This is a genomic window from Sphingobium sp. HDIP04 (assembly GCF_000445085.1).
Taxonomy (GTDB): Bacteria; Pseudomonadota; Alphaproteobacteria; order Sphingomonadales; family Sphingomonadaceae; genus Sphingobium; species Sphingobium indicum.
The window spans coordinates 126,201-146,004 of record NZ_ATDO01000086.1; the positions used below are offsets into that span (position 1 = coordinate 126,201).

General features: G+C 64.2%; 29 protein-coding genes and 1 pseudogene. 1 reads left to right on the forward strand and 29 read right to left on the reverse strand.

Going from position 1 to position 19,804, the window contains the following annotated elements:
• Positions 1-8 precede the first annotated feature (8 nt).
• Positions 9-461 (forward strand): peptidylprolyl isomerase, encoded by a 453-nt coding sequence (locus L286_RS36290; protein ID WP_013039184.1) that lies wholly within the window; start codon positions 9-11, stop codon positions 459-461.
• On the opposite strand, the gene L286_RS36295 is transcribed toward L286_RS36290, so the two are convergent.
• The 29 genes and pseudogenes from L286_RS36295 to fusA all read right to left on the reverse strand — a co-directional run bounded on the left by L286_RS36295 (position 451) and on the right by fusA (position 19,714).
• The gene (locus L286_RS36295; RefSeq protein WP_020819374.1) at positions 451-1,122 is read right to left on the reverse strand and encodes a hypothetical protein; all 672 of its coding nucleotides are present in this window, start codon (positions 1,120-1,122) and stop codon (positions 451-453) included. The two genes, L286_RS36290 and L286_RS36295, sit on opposite strands and share 11 nt — an antisense overlap.
• Complete coding sequence (locus L286_RS36300; RefSeq protein WP_020819375.1) at positions 1,122-1,709, reverse strand: hypothetical protein; 588 nt, start codon at positions 1,707-1,709, stop codon at positions 1,122-1,124. Before L286_RS36300 ends, L286_RS36295 begins: the two co-directional genes overlap by 1 nt.
• Before the next feature lie 85 nt (positions 1,710-1,794).
• Positions 1,795-2,832, reverse strand: a complete 1,038-nt coding sequence (locus tag L286_RS36305) for an acyltransferase family protein (protein WP_020819376.1) — start codon at positions 2,830-2,832, stop codon at positions 1,795-1,797.
• Positions 2,833-3,133: 301 nt separating this feature from the next.
• A pseudogene (locus L286_RS36310) lies at positions 3,134-3,689 on the reverse strand (SRPBCC family protein).
• Positions 3,690-3,721: 32 nt separating this feature from the next.
• Complete coding sequence (locus tag L286_RS36315) at positions 3,722-4,378, reverse strand: adenylate kinase (protein WP_021223485.1); 657 nt, start codon at positions 4,376-4,378, stop codon at positions 3,722-3,724.
• 50 nt (positions 4,379-4,428) lie between these two features.
• On the reverse strand, positions 4,429-5,793 hold the full coding sequence (gene secY / locus L286_RS36320) for a preprotein translocase subunit SecY (protein WP_007686557.1): 1,365 nt from the start codon (positions 5,791-5,793) through the stop codon (positions 4,429-4,431).
• A 190-nt stretch (positions 5,794-5,983) separates the two neighbouring features.
• The gene (rplO, locus tag L286_RS36325) at positions 5,984-6,520 is read right to left on the reverse strand and encodes a 50S ribosomal protein L15 (protein ID WP_020820647.1); all 537 of its coding nucleotides are present in this window, start codon (positions 6,518-6,520) and stop codon (positions 5,984-5,986) included.
• 153 nt (positions 6,521-6,673) lie between these two features.
• Entirely contained in the window at positions 6,674-6,850 is a 177-nt protein-coding gene (gene rpmD, locus L286_RS36330) for a 50S ribosomal protein L30 (RefSeq protein WP_013039177.1), read from the reverse strand.
• 6 nt (positions 6,851-6,856) lie between these two features.
• On the reverse strand, positions 6,857-7,564 hold the full coding sequence (rpsE, locus tag L286_RS36335; RefSeq protein ID WP_013039176.1) for a 30S ribosomal protein S5: 708 nt from the start codon (positions 7,562-7,564) through the stop codon (positions 6,857-6,859).
• A gap of 3 nt (positions 7,565-7,567) precedes the next feature.
• Positions 7,568-7,921, reverse strand: a complete 354-nt coding sequence (rplR, locus tag L286_RS36340; RefSeq protein WP_007686561.1) for a 50S ribosomal protein L18 — start codon at positions 7,919-7,921, stop codon at positions 7,568-7,570.
• Position 7,922: 1 nt separating this feature from the next.
• The gene (gene rplF / locus L286_RS36345; protein ID WP_007686562.1) at positions 7,923-8,456 is read right to left on the reverse strand and encodes a 50S ribosomal protein L6; all 534 of its coding nucleotides are present in this window, start codon (positions 8,454-8,456) and stop codon (positions 7,923-7,925) included.
• Entirely contained in the window at positions 8,456-8,851 is a 396-nt protein-coding gene (gene rpsH / locus L286_RS36350) for a 30S ribosomal protein S8 (RefSeq protein WP_020820648.1), read from the reverse strand. The genes rplF and rpsH overlap by 1 nt, the downstream gene beginning before the upstream one ends.
• A gap of 12 nt (positions 8,852-8,863) precedes the next feature.
• Complete coding sequence (gene rpsN / locus L286_RS36355; protein ID WP_007686564.1) at positions 8,864-9,169, reverse strand: 30S ribosomal protein S14; 306 nt, start codon at positions 9,167-9,169, stop codon at positions 8,864-8,866.
• A gap of 50 nt (positions 9,170-9,219) precedes the next feature.
• A complete protein-coding gene (gene rplE / locus L286_RS36360; RefSeq protein ID WP_007686565.1) occupies positions 9,220-9,792 on the reverse strand; it encodes a 50S ribosomal protein L5 in 573 nt (190 codons plus the stop codon).
• Positions 9,792-10,103 (reverse strand): 50S ribosomal protein L24, encoded by a 312-nt coding sequence (rplX, locus tag L286_RS36365; protein WP_007686567.1) that lies wholly within the window; start codon positions 10,101-10,103, stop codon positions 9,792-9,794. The genes rplE and rplX overlap by 1 nt, the downstream gene beginning before the upstream one ends.
• Complete coding sequence (gene rplN, locus L286_RS36370) at positions 10,103-10,471, reverse strand: 50S ribosomal protein L14 (RefSeq protein ID WP_007686569.1); 369 nt, start codon at positions 10,469-10,471, stop codon at positions 10,103-10,105. Before rplN ends, rplX begins: the two co-directional genes overlap by 1 nt.
• A 164-nt stretch (positions 10,472-10,635) precedes the next feature.
• A complete protein-coding gene (rpsQ, locus tag L286_RS36375; protein WP_006960320.1) occupies positions 10,636-10,899 on the reverse strand; it encodes a 30S ribosomal protein S17 in 264 nt (87 codons plus the stop codon).
• Positions 10,900-10,911: 12 nt separating this feature from the next.
• Positions 10,912-11,115 (reverse strand): 50S ribosomal protein L29, encoded by a 204-nt coding sequence (gene rpmC / locus L286_RS36380; RefSeq protein ID WP_007686572.1) that lies wholly within the window; start codon positions 11,113-11,115, stop codon positions 10,912-10,914.
• A 3-nt stretch (positions 11,116-11,118) separates the two neighbouring features.
• On the reverse strand, positions 11,119-11,550 hold the full coding sequence (gene rplP, locus L286_RS36385; RefSeq protein WP_007686573.1) for a 50S ribosomal protein L16: 432 nt from the start codon (positions 11,548-11,550) through the stop codon (positions 11,119-11,121).
• 21 nt (positions 11,551-11,571) lie between these two features.
• A complete protein-coding gene (gene rpsC, locus L286_RS36390) occupies positions 11,572-12,267 on the reverse strand; it encodes a 30S ribosomal protein S3 (RefSeq protein ID WP_007686574.1) in 696 nt (231 codons plus the stop codon).
• 4 nt (positions 12,268-12,271) lie between these two features.
• Entirely contained in the window at positions 12,272-12,655 is a 384-nt protein-coding gene (rplV, locus tag L286_RS36395; RefSeq protein WP_007686575.1) for a 50S ribosomal protein L22, read from the reverse strand.
• On the reverse strand, positions 12,655-12,933 hold the full coding sequence (gene rpsS, locus L286_RS36400; protein ID WP_007686576.1) for a 30S ribosomal protein S19: 279 nt from the start codon (positions 12,931-12,933) through the stop codon (positions 12,655-12,657). Before rpsS ends, rplV begins: the two co-directional genes overlap by 1 nt.
• A 5-nt stretch (positions 12,934-12,938) precedes the next feature.
• Complete coding sequence (gene rplB / locus L286_RS36405; RefSeq protein WP_020820649.1) at positions 12,939-13,775, reverse strand: 50S ribosomal protein L2; 837 nt, start codon at positions 13,773-13,775, stop codon at positions 12,939-12,941.
• Positions 13,776-13,777: 2 nt separating this feature from the next.
• Positions 13,778-14,095 (reverse strand): 50S ribosomal protein L23, encoded by a 318-nt coding sequence (locus tag L286_RS36410; RefSeq protein WP_013039173.1) that lies wholly within the window; start codon positions 14,093-14,095, stop codon positions 13,778-13,780.
• A complete protein-coding gene (gene rplD, locus L286_RS36415) occupies positions 14,088-14,723 on the reverse strand; it encodes a 50S ribosomal protein L4 (RefSeq protein WP_020820650.1) in 636 nt (211 codons plus the stop codon). The genes L286_RS36410 and rplD overlap by 8 nt, the downstream gene beginning before the upstream one ends.
• Positions 14,724-14,725: 2 nt before the next feature.
• Complete coding sequence (rplC, locus tag L286_RS36420) at positions 14,726-15,481, reverse strand: 50S ribosomal protein L3 (RefSeq protein WP_007686585.1); 756 nt, start codon at positions 15,479-15,481, stop codon at positions 14,726-14,728.
• Between the two features lie 316 nt (positions 15,482-15,797).
• Positions 15,798-16,106 carry a 30S ribosomal protein S10 gene (rpsJ, locus tag L286_RS36425; RefSeq protein WP_007686587.1) on the reverse strand — a complete coding sequence of 103 codons (309 nt, stop codon included), beginning with the start codon at positions 16,104-16,106 and terminating at the stop codon, positions 15,798-15,800.
• A 208-nt stretch (positions 16,107-16,314) separates the two neighbouring features.
• Positions 16,315-17,505, reverse strand: a complete 1,191-nt coding sequence (tuf, locus tag L286_RS36430) for an elongation factor Tu (RefSeq protein WP_020820651.1) — start codon at positions 17,503-17,505, stop codon at positions 16,315-16,317.
• A 136-nt stretch (positions 17,506-17,641) separates the two neighbouring features.
• Positions 17,642-19,714 (reverse strand): elongation factor G, encoded by a 2,073-nt coding sequence (gene fusA / locus L286_RS36435; protein WP_007686589.1) that lies wholly within the window; start codon positions 19,712-19,714, stop codon positions 17,642-17,644.
• Positions 19,715-19,804: the final 90 nt, after the last annotated feature.

The window sequence follows — 19,804 nt, forward strand, 5'->3', positions numbered from 1 at the left end:
GATTTTTCATGGCCGACGACACCCTGACCCTTTCCCTCGACAGCGGCGGCGACGTCGTCATCAAGCTGCGTCCCGACCTGGCCCCCGGCCATGTCGAGCGCATCACCCAGCTTGCCAAGGACGGCTTCTACGACGGCGTCGTGTTCCACCGCGTCATCCCCGGCTTCATGGCGCAGGGCGGCGACCCGACCGGCACCGGCATGGGCGGGTCGAAGCTGCCCGACCTGAAGGCCGAATTCAGCCGCGAGCCGCATGTCCGGGGCGTCTGTTCCATGGCCCGCGCCATGAACCCGAACAGCGCCAACAGCCAGTTCTTCATCTGCTTCGACGACGCCACCTTCCTGGATGGCCAGTACACCGTCTGGGGCGAAGTCACCTCCGGCATGGAACATGTCGACGCCCTGCCCAAGGGCGAGCCGCCCAAGACCCCCGGCAAGATCGTGAAGGCGACTATTTCTTAAGAAGACTATCCGTGGCGGAGATGGCGTTGCCCGCCGTCTCCGCCGCTTCCTCAGTCGGCGGCGCATAGGGGCCGATGCTCTCTATATGCCAGCGGCGGTCCGCCTCGCTGGAGCCGGGCACATCATTGGCCCGGCGCAACGTCACCTGCCGCAGCCGATACCAGGGCTTGCCGTTCGCGGCCAGGCGACCATAGACCTGCACCGGCACCGTCACGAACAGCGATCCCGCGGCCCCCTCGATCGCGCCGGGCGCGCCCAACTGGGCATGAATCTCGCTGAATCCGCGAAAACGGGCGGCGAAGCGCGCATCGTCTTCCGCCCCCATGGCGCTGTTGTCGTTCCACAGATCCTGCGCGTCATTATAGCGCTTTTCCTCCAGCAGGCCGTAATAGCCCTGCACCACCTGGGCGGCGCCCTGCGCGCCCTTGGGATCGATGGAGCCTTCCTCCACCACTGGCTGCGGGTCGACCGGCAGGCCGCCGGGCATGCCGGGCGCCGGCGGGTTCAGCGGCTCCAGCACCGCCTGCGCCTCCGCCCGGAAATTATTTTCGACCTGCGCCGCATTGGCGCCATTGGCCAGATTGTCGATCGCGCTCTCCTCCCGGCCGTCGCAGGCCGCAAGCAGGAGCAGGGCGAGAACCGCGCTGGACCCAAGCCGCATCAGTCGCGCCGACCCCGCCAGCCCTCACGGCCGGAGCGGCCGCCGCCGCCGGAACGCGCGGCGCCGTCGGATCGGGTGCGCGGCGTCCCCCAATTGCGTTCCGCCCGTGGCGTCGTCATATCCCCTTGTCCCCTTCCTGGCCGGGGCGCCTGCGCGCCCGCAGCGGGATTGCCCTGTCGGGCATTCCGCCAATTGCCGCTCCACCGATTGCCGTCGCCGCCGGAACGCTCCCGCCAGCCCTGACGCGGTGCGCCATTGTTCCAGTTGCCGCGCCGGCCGTCATCGCGGCGGGCCTCCCGGCGTCCTTCCCAATAGCGGCGCTGGCCTTCGCTCCAACGTTGGCGATGGCCGCTGCGATTGTACACATAATAGCCGCTGCCGGGATAGTAGTAGCCGTCATACCAGCCGCCATAATAGCCGGGACGATAATAGCCCGGACCCCAATAATCGTCATAATAGCCGCCGCCATAATAGCCGCTGCCCACGCTCACGCCGCCATAATAGCCATCGTCATAAGCACAGCCGCCCAGGGCCAGCGCACCGGCAAGGCCGATCGCCGCGAGGAACCTCCGTCCGGTCCAGGCCATCGCCTTTCTCCTTCATCCTGCATCCATGCCATGCATAACGCGGGCTGCTTGAATTGGTTGTGAATGGCCTGGGTGGGGAGAGCGGTCAGGCTTGGCTCGGCGCCCCTTCGCCGGGCGCGGACCTTCCCCGATTCCGCCACCAGCGCAATATCGCTTCCCCGGCGGGCCGCTCGACCAGCCGGTTGATCAGCGTGCCCAAAACCAGCGCCACGGCGAATGCCGCCGCGAACCCCGTCCAGGGACTGTACCCCGCCTCCGCCATCTTCAGCATGACGACGAAGCCGACATGCTGGTGGATGAGGTAGAAGGAATAGCTGATCCCGCCCATCCAGACGAGCGGACGAAAGCTGAGGAAACGCAGCCGCCCGGCGACCAGCGCCACGAACGTCGCCAGCAGCAGGACGCCGGCCAGCAGCATGTCCGGGCTGTCGATCGTCGCGACCGACAGCAGCGCGAGCGCGGCATGGGACGCCTGCTGGCGCCAGCTTCGCTGCCCTGCCCAGACGCGATAGGACAATATGCCGATGATGAAGAAAGGCACATAGCGCAGCACCAGCAGCATCACGATCCTTTCCGGCATGCCCGGCCACAGCGCATAGAGCCAGCGCGCGGCCAGCCAGCCCAGCAGCAAGAGTTCCAGCCGCCTTAGCCCCGTGCACTTCCAGATCGACAGCATGCAGGCGTAAAAGGCGATCTCCACCGTCAGCGTCCAATAGGCGCCGTCCACCTCCGGCAGGAAGGCGAAGCCCTGCAGCATGGTGACGTTGGCCAGAATCGCCGCCGGCCCGATCAGCAGTTGGGAAACCCGCGCCAGGGATTCGATGCCCAGCGTCAGGAGCATCGCGACGAGATAGGCGGGATAGAGCCGCGCGAAACGGTTGACCAGGAAATCGGCCGTCGTGCGGATGCGGTCGAGCGTGAAGAAGATCGCGAAGCCGGAAATGGCGAAGAACAGCAGCACCCGGTAATTGCCGCCCAGAAAGCGGAAGGGCACATGGGCCGCCTGCGGAAACAGTTCATGGAAGCGCGTGGAATAATGGAAGACCAGCACGCACAGCGCGCCCAACCCCCGCAAGGCGTCCAGTTCCGTCAATCGGCGGGAAGAAGGGCGCGGCCCCGGCATGACCGCGCCATAGCAAAGAAACAGCAATCATTCCGTTAATATCGTGGTTAAGCAGCGATATAAGCCATGCTTCCGTCGATGACTGGATTTGGGTGGATTCCCGTCATTCCCCCTCCCGCAAGCGGGAGGGGGTTAGGGGGTGGGCTGGCGCGACATCAGCGTTGTTTTGCAACGGCTAAGCCGGAAGCTCCCCCGGATCAAGTCCGGGGTCGCGCCCACCCCTAACCCCTCCCACCTGCGGGAGGGGAATGTCTTGGATTGGCCATTTCTTGCCGCTGGCTGCGGACCCCAGGAACGCCCATCACAGGCCGGTTCGGCCAGCGGCATCCTCCTCCTGCCACCCGTTTCAATCCCGCCAGTTGCTCCGCCAGCACCTTGTCCACCACCGGCGCGATCCTGGCCGCACCCATGCGGATATAACCGCCGACCACATAGCTCATGACGATACGCACGCCCTTCCCGGACGGGGCGATGTCGAAAGTCAGCGTCCCGGTCACGGCTTCGGCCTGCAACGGCCCAAGGGCGCCGGACAGCCGCAATTGCCGATCAGGCGCGGCATGGATCACACGGGCATGTTCGACGCTGCCCACCCGTCCCTCTTCGCCCGGCAATGCTTCGCAGAAGCATCCGCCCGCCACTGGTTCCAGCCTGAGATTGGCGGCAGAGCCGCTATAGCTATGCGCACCGTTCCACCAGCGTCCGGGCTGGCTCAGAAGGCGATAGACCGTCGCGGCATCGGCGGCGACCTGAACGCTGTTCTCCACCGCAAAGCCGGCATCGCTGCTGGCGGTAACAGCAGAATGGGCCGGTGCGGCCATCACCGCGCCAGCCCATCCCAAAGCCACGATCTTGCGCATAAATTCCCTCCCGAATGGAGGGCCAGCTTAGCTCAGGCGGCCTTGCCGTCCAATATGGCGGCGATAGCGACCGTCACATCGTCCATGTCGGCCATGCCGTCGACCCGCGACACGATGCCCCGCGCTTCGTAGATTGGCAGGATCGGCGCGGTCTTGGCGCGATATTCGGCCATGCGGGTCCGCACGGTTTCCTCATTGTCGTCCGGACGGCGCTTGAATTCATGGCCGCCGCATTTGTCGCAGGTGCCCTCGACCTTTGGCGTCTTGAACTTGTCGTGATAGCCCTCGCCGCAGGTCGCGCAGGTGAAGCGGCCGGTGATGCGCTCGACCAGCGCGTCCTCGTCCACTTCCAGTTCGATCACATGGTCGAGCGAGCGATTGCGGTCGGCCAATATGCCGTCCAGCGAATGCGCCTGCGCCTCCGTCCTGGGATAGCCGTCGAAGATCACGCCGGTTTCCGGAGCCAGGGCGTCCAGCGCCTCCCCGATGATGCCGGAGACGATCTCGTCGGACACCAGTTCGCCGGCCTCCATCACCGCCTTGGCCTTGAGGCCGATGGGCGTCCCGGCCTTCACCGCCGCGCGCAGCATGTCGCCGGTCGACAGTTGCACCATGGCCCGGCTGTCCACCAGGCGCGTCGCCTGCGTTCCCTTGCCGGCGCCCGGAGGGCCGAGCAGAATGATATTCATGTCGCGCATTCTCCCCTGTTCTTCGCGCTTTTTAACCGCGCCGCGCAGCGTTAGCGCAGACGCCCCTTCAGCTTCGCCTTCTTGATCAGATCCCCATATTGATGGGCGAGCAGGTGGCTCTGGATCTGCGTCACGGTGTCGACCGTAACATTGACGACGATCAACAGGCTAGTCCCACCAAGGTAGAAGGGAATGCCAGCCCGGGCGATGGCGAATTCCGGCACCAGGCAGATGAAGGCCAGATAGGCCGCGCCGATCACCGTGATGCGCGTCAGCACATAATCCAGATAATTTTCGGTGTTCTTGCCCGGGCGGATGCCGGGAATGAAGCCGCCGTTGCGCTTGAGATTGTCGGCCGTTTCTTCCGGATTGAACACCACGGCGGTGTAGAAGAAGCAGAAGAAGACGATGCCAAGGCCATACAGCGCCATATAGACCGGGCTGCCGTGCGACAGATACTGGTTCAGCGTCAGCACGAAATCGCCGAGCCTGCTCTCGCCCGCCACGGTCTGGCCGGCGAATTGCGAGACGGTGAGCGGCATCAGCAGCAGCGACGAAGCGAAGATCGGCGGGATCACGCCCGCGGTATTGACCTTCAGCGGCAGATGGCTGCGGTCCGCCTGCATCAGGCCCTGCCGCGTCTGGCGCTTGGGATATTGGATCAGCACCCGGCGCTGCGCCCGCTCCATGAAGCAGATGAAGGCGATGAGGCCGAAGCCCAGCACGATCACCAGGAAGATCACCAGGCCGGAAATCGCGCCCGTGCTGCTCGACTTGAACAGGTTGCTCAGCGTCACCGGCAATTGCGCGACGATACCCGCCATGATGATGAGCGACACGCCGTTGCCGATCCCGCGCGATGTGATCTGTTCGCCCAGCCACATCAGGAACATAGTCCCGCCGATCAGCGAGACCACCGCCGCGACCCGGAACAGATAGCCAGGGTCGACCACCGCCTGCACGCCCGATTGCGCGCCGAAGCTCTCCAGCCCCACGGCGATGAAATAGCCCTGCACGGCGGTCAGGCCGACCGTGCCGTAACGGGTGTATTGATTGAGCTTCTTGCGGCCGCTTTCGCCTTCCTTCTTGATCGCCGCGAGTTGCGGCGAGAGGCTGGCGGCAAGCTGCACCACGATGGACGCGGTGATATAGGGCATCACCCCCAGAGCGATCAGGCTCATGCGGGAGAGCGATCCGCCCGAAAAGGTGTTGAAGATGTCGAGGATGCCGCCATTGGTCTGCGCGTAAAGCTGCGACAGCGCGGTCGGATCGACGCCCGGCAGCGGCACGAAGCTCAGGAAGCGGAAGACGATCAGCGCGCCCAGCGTGAACCACAGGCGCTTCTTGAGGTCGGTCGCCTGGCTGAACTTCGCCAGGCTGAGATTGGATGCGAGCTGGTCGGCTCTCGATGCCATCTTGGCTGCCCTTCAAAACATCTTGCCGGAGTAACGCTCCGGCCTGAATCGCTAACCCCTTAGCGAGGTCATGGGGCGCTGTCGAACCGGGATTTGCCGCTCCTGCGACAAACAGCGTTTCCCGATGCACATGACCCCGCCGACCCATATCGGGCAGCGGGGTCATGCTTGCAAGACTTGGCGGGCCGGATCAGGCCTTTGCAGCGGCCTTCTTCGCGGCAAGGGCGGTGCCCTTCTTCGCCTTGGCCTTTTCAGCCGCCGGAACGACAGCGATCACATCGACCTTGCCGCCGGCCTTCTCGACCGCTTCGACCGCGCCCTTCGACGCGCCCGCGACCAGGAAGCTGACCTTGGCGGTCAGGTCGCCCTTGGCGAGCAGGCGCACGCCGTCCCTACCGCCACGGGCGAGGGCAGCGGCCTTCAGCGCCGCATGGTCGATGGTCGCGTTGGCGTCCAGCTTGCCGGCGTCGATCGCCTTCTGCACCGCGCCCAGATTCACGATCGCGAAATCCTTGGCGAAGATATTGTTGAAGCCGCGCTTCGGCAGACGCATGTGGAGCGGCATCTGGCCACCCTCGAAGCCGTTGATGCTGACGCCCGAACGCGCCTTCGCGCCCTTCTGGCCGCGACCGGCGGTCTTGCCCTTGCCGGAACCGATACCACGGCCCACGCGCATCCGGCCCTTGCGGGCGCCGGCATTGTCATTGAGTTCGTTAAGCTTGGTCATTGTGCACTCGCTTTCGCTATGTTCGCGCAAGGCCCGGTCCAAAGGGCCGGGCCGCAGCCCCAGCGAAGGCTGGGGCCTCGTGAGGCTGGGCGGAACCCCATCGAGGGCCCGCCCAGCGGCCTGAGATCCCGGCCTTCGCCGGGATGACGGATATTAGTCGACCACTTCCACCATATGGGGGAGCTTCTTGATCGCGCCGCGGACTTCCGCGGTATCTTCCAGCTCCACCACGCGGTGCATCTTGCCAAGGCCCAGGCCGATCAGAATCTTCTTCTGGGCTTCGGGGCGACGGATCGGCGAACCGATCTGCTTGATCTTGATCTTCGCCATATCCTGTTACTCCGCAATCGCTTCGGCATCGGCCTGCGCGACTTCGGCCGAGGCGCCGCCACGACGCAGAAGGTCGGCGACCTTCTTGCCGCGACGCTGCGCCACCGACTTGGGGCTGGTCTGCTCGCCCAGCGCCGCAAAGGTCGCACGGATCATGTTATAGGGGTTCGACGTGCCGTTCGACTTGGTCACGACGTCAGCGACGCCGAGGCTTTCGAACACGGCGCGCATCGGACCACCGGCGATGATGCCCGTACCGGCCGGGGCCGAACGAACCGTCACCTTGCCTGCGCCGAAATGACCCAGGCCATCATGGTGCAGCGTGCGGCCTTCCTTCAGCGGAACGCGAACCATCGCCTTCTTGGCCGAAGCGGTCGCCTTGCTGATGGCTTCGGGCACTTCGCGCGCCTTGCCATGGCCGAAGCCCGCCCGGCCCTTGCCGTCGCCGACGACGACCAGAGCAGCGAAGCCGAAGCGCTTGCCGCCCTTGACGGTCTTCGAGACGCGGTTGATGTGAACCAGCTTCTCGATCAGCTCCTCGCCCTGTTCCTCATCACGGTTGCCGCGACGGTCGTCGCGACGGCCACGGCCGCCACGCTCGCCACGGTTGCGGTCGCCGCCGCGACCACGGCCGCGACGGCCTTCGGTCTGCTCGCCGCCTTCAACGGCAGCCGGTGCGCCCGGCTGGGCCTGGATTTCGTTTTCGTCAGCCATTTGTCAGAACTCCAGCCCGGCTTCACGGGCCGCATCGGCCAGCGCCTTGACGCGGCCATGGAACAGGAAGCCACCACGGTCGAACACGACCTGGGTGACGCCGGCGGCGGTCGCCGCGGCGGCGACGCGCTTGCCGACATCGGCGGCGGCGTCGGCGGTGGCGCCGGTCTTGCCGCGCACATCCTTGTCCAGGGTCGACGCGGCCGCCAGGGTCTTGCCCTGCGCGTCGTCGATGACCTGGGCGTAGATGTGACGGCCCGAACGGTGGACGCTGAGGCGCGGACGGGTGCCCGAAACTGCCTTGAGCGCGGTGCGGACGCGGCGACGGCGCCGCGCGAAGAGGGAAAGCTTTGCCATCTTACTTCTTCTTCCCTTCCTTGCGGAAGATGAACTCGCCGGCGTATTTGATGCCCTTGCCCTTATAGGGTTCGGGCTTGCGCCAGCGGCGGATTTCGGCGGCAACCTGACCCACCTTCTGCTTGTCGATGCCGCTGATTTCGACCGTGGTGTTGTCCGGGGTCTTGATCTCGATGCCTTCCGGCACCGCGAAATCGACGTCGTGCGAATAGCCGAGCTGCAGCTTCAGGGTCTTGCCCTGGGCGTTGGCGCGGTAACCGACGCCGGTGATGAGCAGCTTCTTCGAAAAGCCCTCGGTCACGCCGGTGATCAGGTTCGCGATCAGCGTGCGCTGCATGCCCCAGAAAGCGCGGGCGCGCTTGCTGTCATTGGCAGGCTTCACGGCGATCGAGCCTTCCTCGATGCTGTAGGTCACTTCGTCGGCCAGCGGCAGCGACAGGGTGCCCTTGGGCCCCTTCACCGAAAGCTGACCGTCGGCGATGGCGGCGGTGACGCCCGCGGGGACGGCAACCGGCTTCTTACCAGTACGGCTCATCAGAACACCTCCGCCAGCACTTCGCCGCCGACATTCTGCTCGCGCGCTTCGGCGTCGGACAGAACGCCGCGGGGCGTCGAGACAATGGTGATGCCCAGGCCGTTGCGGATCACCGGCAGTTCCTTGGAACCGGAGTAAACGCGGCGGCCCGGCTTGGACACGCGGGCGACATGCTTGATCGCCGGCTGGCCTTCGAAATATTTCAGCTCGATGCGCAGGCCGGGATGATTGCCGAGCAGTTCCTCGGAATAGCCACGGATATAGCCTTCGCGCTGCAGCACGTCGAGCACGCGGACGCGAAGCTTCGAAGCGGGGGACACGACGCTGTCCTTCTTCGCCTGCTGCCCGTTGCGGATGCGGGTGAGCATATCACCCAGGGGATCGGTCAATGCCATCTCAAATGATCCTTACCAGCTCGACTTGGTGACGCCGGGGATCAGGCCCTTGTTGGCCAGATCACGCAACTGCACGCGGCAGAGACGGAATTTGCGGTAATAGGCCCGGGGACGGCCCGTCAGCTCGCAGCGGTTGCGCACGCGGGTCGGATTGCCGTTGCGGGGAATTTCCGCCATCTTCAGACGCGCGATCAGACGATCGCTGTCGTCAGCGGTCGTATCATTCGCGATCGCCTTGAGCTTCGCATAGCGGCCGGCATATTTCTTCACCAGCTTCTTGCGGCGCTCGTTCTTGTTGATCGAACTCAGTTTCGCCATGACTTAAGTTCTCTTTCCTTGGTTTTGTCGGAAAGAGAAGCGGGGCCCGTTCAGGCCGCCTGCTTCTCTTCGATCGGGAAGGGGAAGCCGAAGAGACGCAGCAGTTCGCGCGCTTCCTCGTCCGTCTTCGCCGTGGTGGTCACGATGATGTCCATGCCGCGCACCTTGTCGATGCGGTCATAGTTGATCTCCGGGAAGATGATCTGCTCCTTGATGCCGAAGGCGTAGTTGCCGCGGCCGTCGAAGCTCTTCGGGTTCAGGCCCCGGAAGTCGCGCACGCGGGGGAGCGCGATGTTGATCAGGCGATCCAGGAACTCGTACATGCGCTCGCGGCGCAGCGTGACCTTGGCGCCGATCGGCATGCCTTCACGCAGCTTGAACTGCGCGATCGACTTGCGGGCCTTGGTGATGACCGGCTTCTGGCCGGCGATCAGTTCCATTTCCTCGGCCGCCGAAGTGACCTTCTTCTTGTCCTGGGTCGCTTCGCCGACGCCCATGTTGAGCGTGATCTTCTCGATCTTCGGCACTTCCATGACGTTCTTGTAACCGAACTTAGCGGTCATCGCCTTGGCGATTTCGGCGTCATAGAGCGACTTGGAGCGGGGGATGTACTTGTCGCTCATTACAGCACCTCACCGGACTTGACGGCGACGCGGACCTTCTTGCCGTCGCGGTCCTCGAAACGGACGCGGGTCGGCTTGCCATCCTTGTCGGCGACAGCGACGTTCGAAATGTGGAGCGGCGCGGGCTTGCGCTCGATGCCGCCCTGCGGGTTCGCCTGGTCCGGCTTGCGATGGCGCGCATGCACGTTGATGCCTTCCACCAGGACCTTGTCGTCCTTCGGCAGCACCTGCAGGACGGCGCCGGTGCGGCCCTTGTCCTTGCCGGCCAGGATGACGACCTTGTCGCCCTTCTTGATCTTGGCAGCGCTCATTACAGCACCTCAGGGGCGAGCGAGATGATCTTCATGTGCTTCTTGGCGCGCAGTTCGCGAACGACCGGGCCAAAGATACGGGTGCCGATCGGCTCCTCGTTCTTGTTGATCAGCACGGCGGCATTGCCGTCGAAGCGAATCACGCTGCCGTCAGCGCGACGCACGTCCTTGGCGGTGCGCACGATGACGGCGCGGTGCACGTCACCCTTCTTCACCTTGCCACGAGGCGCGGCTTCCTTGATCGAGACGACGATGATGTCGCCCACGCTCGCGAAGCGACGCTTCGATCCGCCCAGCACCTTGATGCACTGGACGCGCTTGGCGCCGCTGTTGTCAGCGACGTCAAGATTGGATTGCATCTGGATCATGGATCCGGTTCCTTCTTGTCTGGCCTACCGAGACTATCCCGGCGGTTCCGAATTCGAGTTTCGACCGGAAGATTCGAAACACGAAGCGCGGGCCTGTAGCCTCTTCTTGACGAAAAGGCCAGCCCCGCGTCCGAAATTTCGACCCTTACGGCCGGTGACTAGCCTCAGGCCGCCGTTTCGGGCGACTTGTGGGTGTCCACGCGCTCGATGACCTTCCAGGTCTTGAGCTTGGAAATCGGAGCGGTCTCCTCGATGCGGACCGTTTCGCCTTCCTTGTAGACATTGCCCTCGTCATGGGCATGGTACTTCTTCGAACGGCGGATGATCTTGCCGTAGAGCGCATGCTTAACCTTGCGCTCCACGCGAACCACCACCGTCTTGTCGGTCTTGTCGGAAACCACCGTTCCCGTCAGCACGCGCTTGGGCATCGTGTGTTTCCTTTACTTCGCGACCGAGCGCGAACGCTCGGACTGCAGGGTCTTGATCTGCGCGATCGACCGGCGGACTTCACGCACCCGGCTCGGCTTTTCGAGCTGGTTGGTGGCCGCCTGGAAGCGCAGGTTGAACTGCTCGCGCTTCAGGTTGTTGAGTTCGGTCGACAGTTCGTCGTCCGTCTTGGTCTTGAGGTCGGCAACATTCGCCACGGCTTAGCCCTCCAGGTGGGAGGTGTCGCCGAGGCGAGCGACAACCTTCGTCTTGATCGGCAGCTTCATCGCGGCGCGCGAGAAAGCCTCTGCTGCGAGCGGGCCGGGCACGCCGTCCAGTTCGAACAGGATGCGGCCCGGCTTGACGCGGGCTGCCCAATATTCGACCGAACCCTTGCCCTTGCCCTGACGGACTTCGGCGGGCTTCTTGGAAACCGGCACGTCGGGGAACACGCGGATCCACAGGCGGCCCTGACGGCGCAGGTGGCGCTGGATCGCGCGGCGGGCCGCCTCGATCTGGCGCGCGGTGACGCGCTCGGGCTCCAGGGCCTTCAGACCATAGGCGCCGAAGTTCAGAGCTGAACCGCCCTTGGCGTCGCCCTTGATCCGGCCCTTGAAGGTCTTGCGGAACTTCATTTTTTTCGGTTGCAGCATGACGCTATACCTACCTTATTCTCAGCGCGCCGGGCGCACGCCGGAGGTCTGAGCCTCCAGCATCAGCCGGTCGGTGGCCATCGGATCGTGGCCCAGAATCTCACCCTTGAAGATCCAGACCTTGATACCGCAAACGCCATAAGCGGTGTGGGCTTCGGCTTCGGCATAGTCGACGTTCGCGCGCAGCGTGTGCAGCGGAACGCGGCCTTCGCGATACCATTCCACGCGGGCGATCTCCGCGCCGCCCAGACGGCCGCCGCAGGTGATCTTGATGCCTTCGGCGCCGAGACGCAGGGCGCTCTGCACCGCGCGCTTCATGGCGCGGCGGAACGCCACGCGGCGCTCCAACTGGTCGGCGATGCCCTGCGCGACGAGCTTGGAGTCGATTTCCGGCTTGCGGATTTCGACGATGTTCAGGCTGACGTCCGAAGAGGTCAAGCCGCCCAGCTTCTTGCGCAGCTTTTCGATGTCCGCGCCCTTCTTGCCGATGATGACACCGGGACGGGCGGCGTAGATCGACACGCGGCACAGCTTGGCCGGACGCTCTATCACGACCTTGGAGATCGCGGCCTGCGGCAGGTTCTTCATGATGTATTGGCGGATCTTCAGATCCTCCAGCAGCAGGCGGCCATAGTCGGCGCCTTCCGCGAACCAGCGGCTGTCCCAGGTACGGTTGATCTGCAGACGCAGACCGATCGGATTGCTCTTGTGACCCATGTGCTTACGCCTCCGCTTCGGCCTGCTCGCGCACGACGATGCGCACGCGGCTGAAGGGCTTGAGAATCCGGGTCGACTTGCCGCGGCCGCGAGCGTGAAAGCGCTTCATGGTGAAGCTCTTGCCCACCGATGCTTCCGCGACGACCAGCGAGTCGACGTCCAGATTGTGGTTGTTTTCCGCATTGGCGATGGCCGAAGCCAGCACCTTGCGCACGTCGACGGCCATCGCCTTCTTCGAGAAGGCGAGGATGTTCAGCGCGTCCTCGACCTTGCGGCCGCGGATCAGCGTGGCGACCAGGTTCAGCTTCTGGGCCGAACCGCGGATCTGCGTGCCGACGGCCAGCGCCTCATTGTCCGCGACGCGGCGGGGAGCCTTTTCCTTGCTCATTAGCGCTTGCCCTTCTTGTCGGCGGCGTGGCCGGGGAAGTAGCGGGTCGGGGCGAATTCGCCCAGCTTGTGACCCACCATGTCCTCGTTCACCGAGACCGGCACATGCTTGCGGCCGTTATAGACGTTGAACGTCAGGCCGACGAACTGCGGCAGGATGGTGGAACGGCGCGACCAGGTCTTGATCGGACCCGAACGGCCACCGGCATCCTGAGCGACTTCCGCCTTCTTCAGAAGGCTGAGGTCCACGAACGGACCTTTCCAGACGGAACGAGCCATCTCGCTTACCTCTTCTTCTTCGCGTGGCGGCTACGGATGATGAACTTGTCCGTCGCCTTGTTGTGGCGGGTGCGCGCACCCTTGGTCGGCTTGCCCCAGGGCGTGACCGGATGACGGCCGCCCGAGGTCCGGCCTTCACCGCCGCCATGCGGGTGGTCGACCGGGTTCTTCGCCACGCCGCGCGTCAGCGGACGCTTGCCGAGCCAACGGTTGCGGCCGGCCTTGGCGAGGTTGGTGTTGGCGTTGTCCGGGTTGGACACGGCGCCGACGGTGCCCATGCAGTCCGAACGGATGTAGCGCTGCTCGCCCGAGGACAGGCGGACCATCACCATGCCGCGATCGCGGCCGACGAGCTGGGCGTAAGTGCCCGCCGAACGGCAGAGCTGACCGCCCTTGCCCGGCTTCATCTCGATATTGTGGATGATGGTGCCGACCGGCATCTGGCCCAGTTCCATCGCGTTGCCCGGCTTCACGTCGGTCTTCTTGCCCGCGATCACCTTGTCGCCCGGCGCAAGGCGCTGGGGAGCCAGGATATAGGCCTGGGTGCCGTCCGGATAATTCACCAGCGCGATGAAGGCGGTGCGGTTGGGGTCATATTCCAGACGCTCGACCGTGCCCTCGAGGTCCCACAGGCGACGCTTGAAGTCGATGATGCGGTAACGCTGCTTGTGGCCGCCGGCGATGCCGCGCGAGGTCACATGGCCCTTGTTGTTGCGGCCGCCGGTCTTGCGCTTGCCTTCGGTCAGCGCCTTGACGGGCTTGCCCTTGTGCAGCGCGCTGCGGTCGACGAGGATCAGGCCGCGCTGGGCCGGGCTCGTCGGGTTGTAGCTCTTAAGCGCCATGGTCAGCGCACTCCTTCGGTGATGTCGATCGACTGGCCGTCGGCCAGGCGAACGATCGCCTTCTTCACGTCCGAACGCGTGTAGGGCTTGCCCTTCCAGCGCTTCGTCTTGCCCTTGGCGACCAGCGTGTTCACGCTCTTGACGGTCACGCCCCAAATGGCTTCGACGGCGGCCTTGATCTCCGGCTTCGACGCATCATTGGCGACCTTGAAGACCACGGCGTTGTTCTCGGAGAGAAGGGTCGACTTCTCGGTGATGACCGGCGCGACGACGACGTCATAATGACGGTTGTCGACGGTGGTCGCTTCCTTCTTAGCCATTGAAACGGGCCTCCAGCTTTTCGACCGCGGCGCGGGTCAGCACCAGCGAGTCGGCCTTCAGGATGTCATAGACGTTGGCGCCAACGGCGGGCAGCAGGTCCACGCCGATGATGTTCGCCGAAGCCTTCGCGAAGCTGACGTTCACGGCGTCGCCGTCGATGAACAGCGCCCGAGAATTACCGGCGTTGAGGTTCAGCTTGGCGAGGTGCGCGACCAGAGCCTTGGTCTTGCCTTCCGCCACGTCGAGATTGTCGAGAACGATCAGCGATCCGTCCTTGGCCTTCGACGACAGGGCCATTTTCAGGCCGAGCGCGCGAACCTTCTTGTTGAGGTCGTGGCCGAAGGTGCGGGCGCGGGCGCCGTGCGCCTTACCGCCGCCGATGAACACGGGCGCCTTGCGGTCGCCGTGACGGGCGGTGCCGCCACCCTTCTGGCGGCCGAACTTCTTGCCCGTGCGGGCAACGTCCGAACGCTCACGGGTAGCGCGAGCCGGAGCGCGACGCTTTTCGAGCTGCCAGGTGACGACGCGGTGCAGAATGTCGGTGCGGGGCTCGACGCCGAACACGGCATCGTTCAGTTCCACTTCACCGGCGGCTGCGGCATCGAGGGTCTGTACCTTGACCTTCATGATTAGCCCTCCTGGCCTTCGGTCGCTTCGGGAGCGGCCGCTTCTTCAGCGGGCGTTTCAGCCGGAGCGTTGTTGCTGTTGGCAGCCTGCTTCAGGCTCGCCGGATAGGGCGCGTCCGCCGGACGCTTCACCTTGACGGCGTCGCAGACGGTCAGCCAGGTGCCCTTGGCGCCCGGGACGCTGCCCTTGACGAACAGCAGGCCGCGCTCGACGTCCGTGCGGACGATTTCCAGGTTCTGCTGGGTCCGCTCGCGGTCGCCCATGTGACCCGCCATCTTCTTGTTCTTGAAGACGCGGCCCGGATCCTGACGGTTACCGGTCGAACCATGGGCACGGTGGCTGATGGACACGCCGTGGGTGGCGCGCATACCGCCGAAGCCCCAGCGCTTCATGGCGCCGGCGAAACCCTTACCCTGGGTGTGGCCGGCGACGTCGACCAGCTGGCCGGCGATGAAATGATCGGCCGCGATCTCGGCACCGACATCGAGGAGCGCATCCTCGGCGACGCGGAATTCGACCAGGCGCGCCTTCGGCTCCACTTCCGCCTTGGCGAAGTGGCCGCGCTGCGGCTTGGCGACATTCTTGACCTTCGCGACGCCCGCGCCGAGCTGAACCGCGACATAACCGTCACGCTCGACTTCCTTGCGGGCCACGACCTGATTGCCCTCAAGGGCCAGAACCGTAACCGGAATATGACGTCCGTCCTCCTGGAACAGACGGGTCATCCCGACTTTCTTAGCGATCACGCCTGTGCGCATCACCGATTACTCCCATAGAGGCCCGCCTTAGCAGCGGGCGTATCCAACGAAAAAACCGCTCAGGATTTCTCCCTCGCGGCCCAACCCCAATATAGATCACCCCGTCCGGGTTGGATGCCGACCCCTATTCGGGACCAGCGACGGGGGACCAGGACCACGAGCCTTGACCGGTTCACCGGCGGGCCGTGCGGTATCCCTTGTGTCGTTTGAGCTTCCGGCAAGCCGGAATGCCCGATACCCTGCCGCCAAAAGGACAACAGGAACTTGCTTGTCTGCCCGAGACCCCGGCTTTCGCCGGGGCTGAAGGCAAACTCGCTTAAGCGAGTTTGATTTCCACGTTCACGCCGGCAGCCAGATCCAGCTTCATCAGCGCGTCGACCGTCTGCGGCGTCGGCTGCACAATGTCAAGCATGCGCTTGTAGGTGCGGACCTCGAACTGCTCGCGCGACTTCTTGTCGATGTGCGGGCCACGGTTGACCGTGAACTTTTCGATGCGCGTCGGAAGGGGAATCGGACCGCGGATAAGGGCGCCGGTGCGGCGGGCGGTGTCGGCGATGTCGCCGGTCGCCTGATCGAGCACGCGATGATCGAACGCCTTGAGGCGAATGCGGATGTTGCTGTCCATTGTTCCTGTACCGATGCGAAAGAGCCAAAACCCGGAGCATTTTCAGAAATCAGCCGGAGCAGCCGATGATTTATGAAAATGCGCCAACCAAAAAATATCCGCCCCGTTCCTTGCCCTTCTAGCTCGACTGGAGCCGGAGAAAGGCGATCCGGGGCGGTAAAAAACTCAGCGGCGCGAATCAGGCGATTCGCGCCGCTGCGGTCCTATATTACTTCGAGATCGTGCCGACAACCCCTGCGCCGACGGTGCGGCCGCCTTCGCGGATGGCGAAGCGGAGACCCGCGTCCATCGCGATCGGGGCGATCAGCTTCACGCCGAGCTTCACGTTATCGCCGGGCATGACCATCTCGGTGCCCTCGGGCAGGATCACTTCGCCGGTCACGTCGGTGGTGCGGAAGTAGAACTGCGGACGATAGTTGGCGAAGAACGGAGTGTGACGGCCGCCTTCTTCCTTCGACAGGACGTAGACTTCCGCGTCGAACTCGGTGTGCGGGGTGATGGTGCCGGGCTTGGCCAGAACCTGACCGCGCTCGACTTCTTCACGGCCCACGCCACGGATCAGCGCGCCGATGTTGTCGCCGGCCTCACCCTGATCGAGCAGCTTGCGGAACATTTCGACGCCGGTCACGGTGGTCTTGCGGGTATCCTTCAGACCGACGATCTCGACTTCCTCGCCAACCTTGACGATGCCGGTCTCGACGCGGCCGGTCACGACGGTGCCGCGGCCCGAGATCGAGAACACGTCTTCGATCGGCATCAGGAACGGCTTGTCGACCGGACGCTCCGGCTGCGGGATGAACGAGTCGACAGCGGCCATCAGCTTCAGAACGGCGTTCTTGCCGATTTCGTCGTTCGAACCGTCCAGAGCCTTGACGGCCGAACCGGGGATGACGGGGATGTTGTCGCCGTCGAAGTCGTAGGACGACAGCAGTTCGCGGATTTCCAGCTCGACCAGTTCCAGGATTTCCGGATCGTCGACGAGGTCGACCTTGTTCATGAACACGACAAGCTGCGGCACGCCGACCTGGCGGGCGAGCAGGATGTGCTCGCGGGTCTGCGGCATCGGGCCGTCGGTGGCCGAAACGACGAGGATCGCGCCGTCCATCTGGGCCGCGCCGGTGATCATGTTCTTGACGTAGTCGGCGTGACCCGGGCAGTCGACGTGCGCGTAGTGACGGGCTTCGGTCTCATATTCGACGTGAGCGGTCGAGATGGTGATGCCGCGCTCGCGCTCTTCGGGCGCCTTGTCGATATTGGCATAGTCGACGAAGGTCGCGCCGCCGGTTTCGGCGAGCACCTTGGTGATCGCCGCGGTCAGCGAGGTCTTGCCATGGTCGACATGACCGATGGTGCCGATGTTGCAGTGCGGCTTGTTCCGCTCAAACTTAGCCTTAGCCATTTTATCCTACCTTCTAATCAAATCAGCTTTGGTCTGACCGCTCGGCCGCGCCTCGCGAAGGCGCGTCCATAGCAGCAAATTCAGAGAATACCAGCCCCTAACCGAGCCGTTTGCACGACCCGGCCAAGGAAAATTATCAGGCCATCTTCGCCTTGACTTCGTCCGCCACATTCTGCGGCACTTCGTCATAGTGCGAGAAGATCATCGAGTAGTTCGCGCGCCCCTGGGTGAACGAACGAAGCTGGTTCACATAGCCGAACATGTTGGCCAGCGGGACCATCGCCTCGACCACCTGCGCGTTGCCGCGGCTGTCGGTGCCCTGGATCTGGCCGCGACGGCTGTTCATGTCGCCGATGACGTCGCCCAGATATTCCTCCGGGGTCACGACCTCGACCTTCATGATCGGCTCGAGCAGCTTGATGCCCGACTTGGCGGCTGCTTCGCGCATCGCGCCGCGGGCGCAGATTTCGAAGGCCAGGGCCGACGAGTCGACGTCGTGATAGGCGCCGTCCGTCAGGTGGACTTCGAAGTCGATGATCGGGAAGCCGATCAGATGGCCGGTCTCGGCCGTCTCGCGGAAGCCCTTTTCCACCGACGGGATATATTCGCGCGGGATGTTGCCGCCCTTGATCTCGTCGAAGAACTGGTAGCCAGAACCGCGCTCGCCGGGGATCACCGTCACCTTGACGCGGCCGAACTGGCCCGATCCGCCCGACTGCTTCTTGTGGGTGTAGTCGATGTCGACCTTCTTCGCGAGATATTCGCGATAGGCGACCTGCGGCGCGCCCACATTGGCCTCGACCTTGAACTCGCGCTTCATGCGGTCGACCAGGATTTCGAGGTGGAGTTCGCCCATGCCCTTGATGATGGTCTGGCCCGATTCGTGGTCGGTCGAGACGCGGAAGGACGGATCCTCGGCAGCCAGGCGGTTGAGCGCGATGCCCATCTTTTCCTGGTCGGCCTTGGTCTTGGGTTCGACCGACAGTTCGATCACCGGCTCGGGGAATTCCATCCGCTCCAGGATGATCGGCTGGCGCTCGGCGCACAGCGTATCGCCGGTGGTGGTTTCCTTGAGGCCCGCCAGGGCGACGATGTCGCCGGCATAGGCGGTGTCGATGTCCTCACGCGAGTTGGCGTGCATGAGGAGCATGCGGCCGATCTTTTCCTTCTTGTCCTTGACCGAGTTCAGGTAGCTGCCCTTGGTCAGCGTGCCCGAATAGACGCGCAGGAAGGTGAGCGAACCCACGAACGGGTCGTTCATGATCTTGAACGCCAAGCCGGAGAAGGGCGCGTCGTCGGCCGTCTTGCGGCTGTCGGGCTCGTCGGTGTCGGGGTTGATGCCCTGGACGTCGGGAATGTCGAGCGGCGAAGGCAGATAATCGACCACCGCGTCGAGCAGCGGCTGGACGCCCTTGTTCTTGAACGCCGAGCCGCACAGCACCGGCACGAAGGCATGGCCCAGCGTGCCCTTGCGGATCAGCTTCTTGAGCGTGGCGACGTCGGGCAGATTGCCTTCCAGATAGGCTTCCATCGCATCGTCGTCCTGCTCGACGGCGAGTTCGATCAGCTTTTCGCGATATTCGGCGGCCTTGTCGGCGAGGTCGGCCGGAATCTCCTCATAGGAGAATTCGGCGCCCAGATTCTCGTCCTTCCAGATGATGGCGCGGTTCTCGACCAGGTCGACCAGGCCCTTGAAGTCCGATTCCGCGCCGATGGGCAGGTAGAGGACAGCCGGGGTGGCGCCCAGACGGTCGATGATCGTCTGCACGCAATAATAGAAGTTGGCGCCGGTGCGGTCGAGCTTGTTGATGAAGCACATCCGCGGCACCTTGTACTTGTCCGCCTGGCGCCACACGGTTTCCGACTGCGGCTCCACGCCCGCGACGCCGTCGAACGCGGCGACCGCGCCGTCCAGCACGCGCAGCGAACGCTCGACTTCGATGGTGAAGTCGACGTGGCCGGGGGTGTCGATGATGTTCAGCCGGTGGTCGTTCCAGAAGCAGGTGGTGGCCGCAGACGTGATGGTGATGCCACGCTCCTGCTCCTGCTCCATCCAGTCCATGGTGGCGGCGCCGTCATGGACTTCGCCGATCTTGTAGGACTTGCCGGTATAGTAAAGGATGCGCTCGGTCGTGGTGGTCTTGCCGGCGTCGATATGCGCCATGATACCGAAATTGCGATAGCGTTCGAGCGGATGGCTGCGGGCCATGATGCTTCTCCGTTGCCGGCGCGCCGGCGGTTGGGGATTCGTTAAATCTGCGCGTGGCCCCTAAACCAATCCGTTCGCCATGGGTAGCCA

What these genes read in the sequence shown, in the direction of transcription:
- rplP (WP_007686573.1), bottom strand. Translation starts at nt 11,550, where the DNA reads ATGCTGCAACCGAAAAAAATGAAGTTCCGCAAGACCTTCAAGGGCCGG.
- rpsQ (WP_006960320.1), bottom strand. Translation starts at nt 10,899, where the DNA reads ATGCCCAAGCGCGTGCTGACGGGAACGGTGGTTTCCGACAAGACCGAC.
- rplB (WP_020820649.1), bottom strand. Translation starts at nt 13,775, where the DNA reads ATGGCGCTTAAGAGCTACAACCCGACGAGCCCGGCCCAGCGCGGCCTG.
- rplC (WP_007686585.1), bottom strand. Translation starts at nt 15,481, where the DNA reads ATGCGCACAGGCGTGATCGCTAAGAAAGTCGGGATGACCCGTCTGTTC.
- rplR (WP_007686561.1), bottom strand. Translation starts at nt 7,921, where the DNA reads ATGGCAAAGCTTTCCCTCTTCGCGCGGCGCCGTCGCCGCGTCCGCACC.
- rplF (WP_007686562.1), bottom strand. Translation starts at nt 8,456, where the DNA reads ATGAGCCGTACTGGTAAGAAGCCGGTTGCCGTCCCCGCGGGCGTCACC.
- tuf (WP_020820651.1), bottom strand. Translation starts at nt 17,505, where the DNA reads ATGGCTAAGGCTAAGTTTGAGCGGAACAAGCCGCACTGCAACATCGGC.
- rplN (WP_007686569.1), bottom strand. Translation starts at nt 10,471, where the DNA reads ATGATCCAGATGCAATCCAATCTTGACGTCGCTGACAACAGCGGCGCC.
- L286_RS36290 (WP_013039184.1), top strand. Translation starts at nt 9, where the DNA reads ATGGCCGACGACACCCTGACCCTTTCCCTCGACAGCGGCGGCGACGTC.
- rpsE (WP_013039176.1), bottom strand. Translation starts at nt 7,564, where the DNA reads ATGGCTGACGAAAACGAAATCCAGGCCCAGCCGGGCGCACCGGCTGCC.
- rplD (WP_020820650.1), bottom strand. Translation starts at nt 14,723, where the DNA reads ATGAAGGTCAAGGTACAGACCCTCGATGCCGCAGCCGCCGGTGAAGTG.
- rplV (WP_007686575.1), bottom strand. Translation starts at nt 12,655, where the DNA reads ATGAGCAAGGAAAAGGCTCCCCGCCGCGTCGCGGACAATGAGGCGCTG.
- L286_RS36305 (WP_020819376.1), bottom strand. Translation starts at nt 2,832, where the DNA reads ATGCCGGGGCCGCGCCCTTCTTCCCGCCGATTGACGGAACTGGACGCC.
- rpsJ (WP_007686587.1), bottom strand. Translation starts at nt 16,106, where the DNA reads ATGGACAGCAACATCCGCATTCGCCTCAAGGCGTTCGATCATCGCGTG.
- L286_RS36315 (WP_021223485.1), bottom strand. Translation starts at nt 4,378, where the DNA reads ATGAATATCATTCTGCTCGGCCCTCCGGGCGCCGGCAAGGGAACGCAG.
- rplX (WP_007686567.1), bottom strand. Translation starts at nt 10,103, where the DNA reads ATGAGCGCTGCCAAGATCAAGAAGGGCGACAAGGTCGTCATCCTGGCC.
- secY (WP_007686557.1), bottom strand. Translation starts at nt 5,793, where the DNA reads ATGGCATCGAGAGCCGACCAGCTCGCATCCAATCTCAGCCTGGCGAAG.
- rpmD (WP_013039177.1), bottom strand. Translation starts at nt 6,850, where the DNA reads ATGGCGAAGATCAAGATCAAGCAGATCGGTTCGCCGATCCGTCGCCCC.
- L286_RS36410 (WP_013039173.1), bottom strand. Translation starts at nt 14,095, where the DNA reads ATGGCTAAGAAGGAAGCGACCACCGTCGACAACCGTCATTATGACGTC.
- rpsN (WP_007686564.1), bottom strand. Translation starts at nt 9,169, where the DNA reads ATGGCGAAACTGAGTTCGATCAACAAGAACGAGCGCCGCAAGAAGCTG.
- L286_RS36295 (WP_020819374.1), bottom strand. Translation starts at nt 1,122, where the DNA reads ATGCGGCTTGGGTCCAGCGCGGTTCTCGCCCTGCTCCTGCTTGCGGCC.
- L286_RS36300 (WP_020819375.1), bottom strand. Translation starts at nt 1,709, where the DNA reads ATGGCCTGGACCGGACGGAGGTTCCTCGCGGCGATCGGCCTTGCCGGT.
- rpsH (WP_020820648.1), bottom strand. Translation starts at nt 8,851, where the DNA reads ATGGCATTGACCGATCCCCTGGGTGATATGCTCACCCGCATCCGCAAC.
- rpsC (WP_007686574.1), bottom strand. Translation starts at nt 12,267, where the DNA reads ATGGGTCACAAGAGCAATCCGATCGGTCTGCGTCTGCAGATCAACCGT.
- rpsS (WP_007686576.1), bottom strand. Translation starts at nt 12,933, where the DNA reads ATGGCTCGTTCCGTCTGGAAAGGTCCGTTCGTGGACCTCAGCCTTCTG.
- fusA (WP_007686589.1), bottom strand. Translation starts at nt 19,714, where the DNA reads ATGGCCCGCAGCCATCCGCTCGAACGCTATCGCAATTTCGGTATCATG.
- rplO (WP_020820647.1), bottom strand. Translation starts at nt 6,520, where the DNA reads ATGACCAAGCTTAACGAACTCAATGACAATGCCGGCGCCCGCAAGGGC.
- rplE (WP_007686565.1), bottom strand. Translation starts at nt 9,792, where the DNA reads ATGAGCGACAAGTACATCCCCCGCTCCAAGTCGCTCTATGACGCCGAA.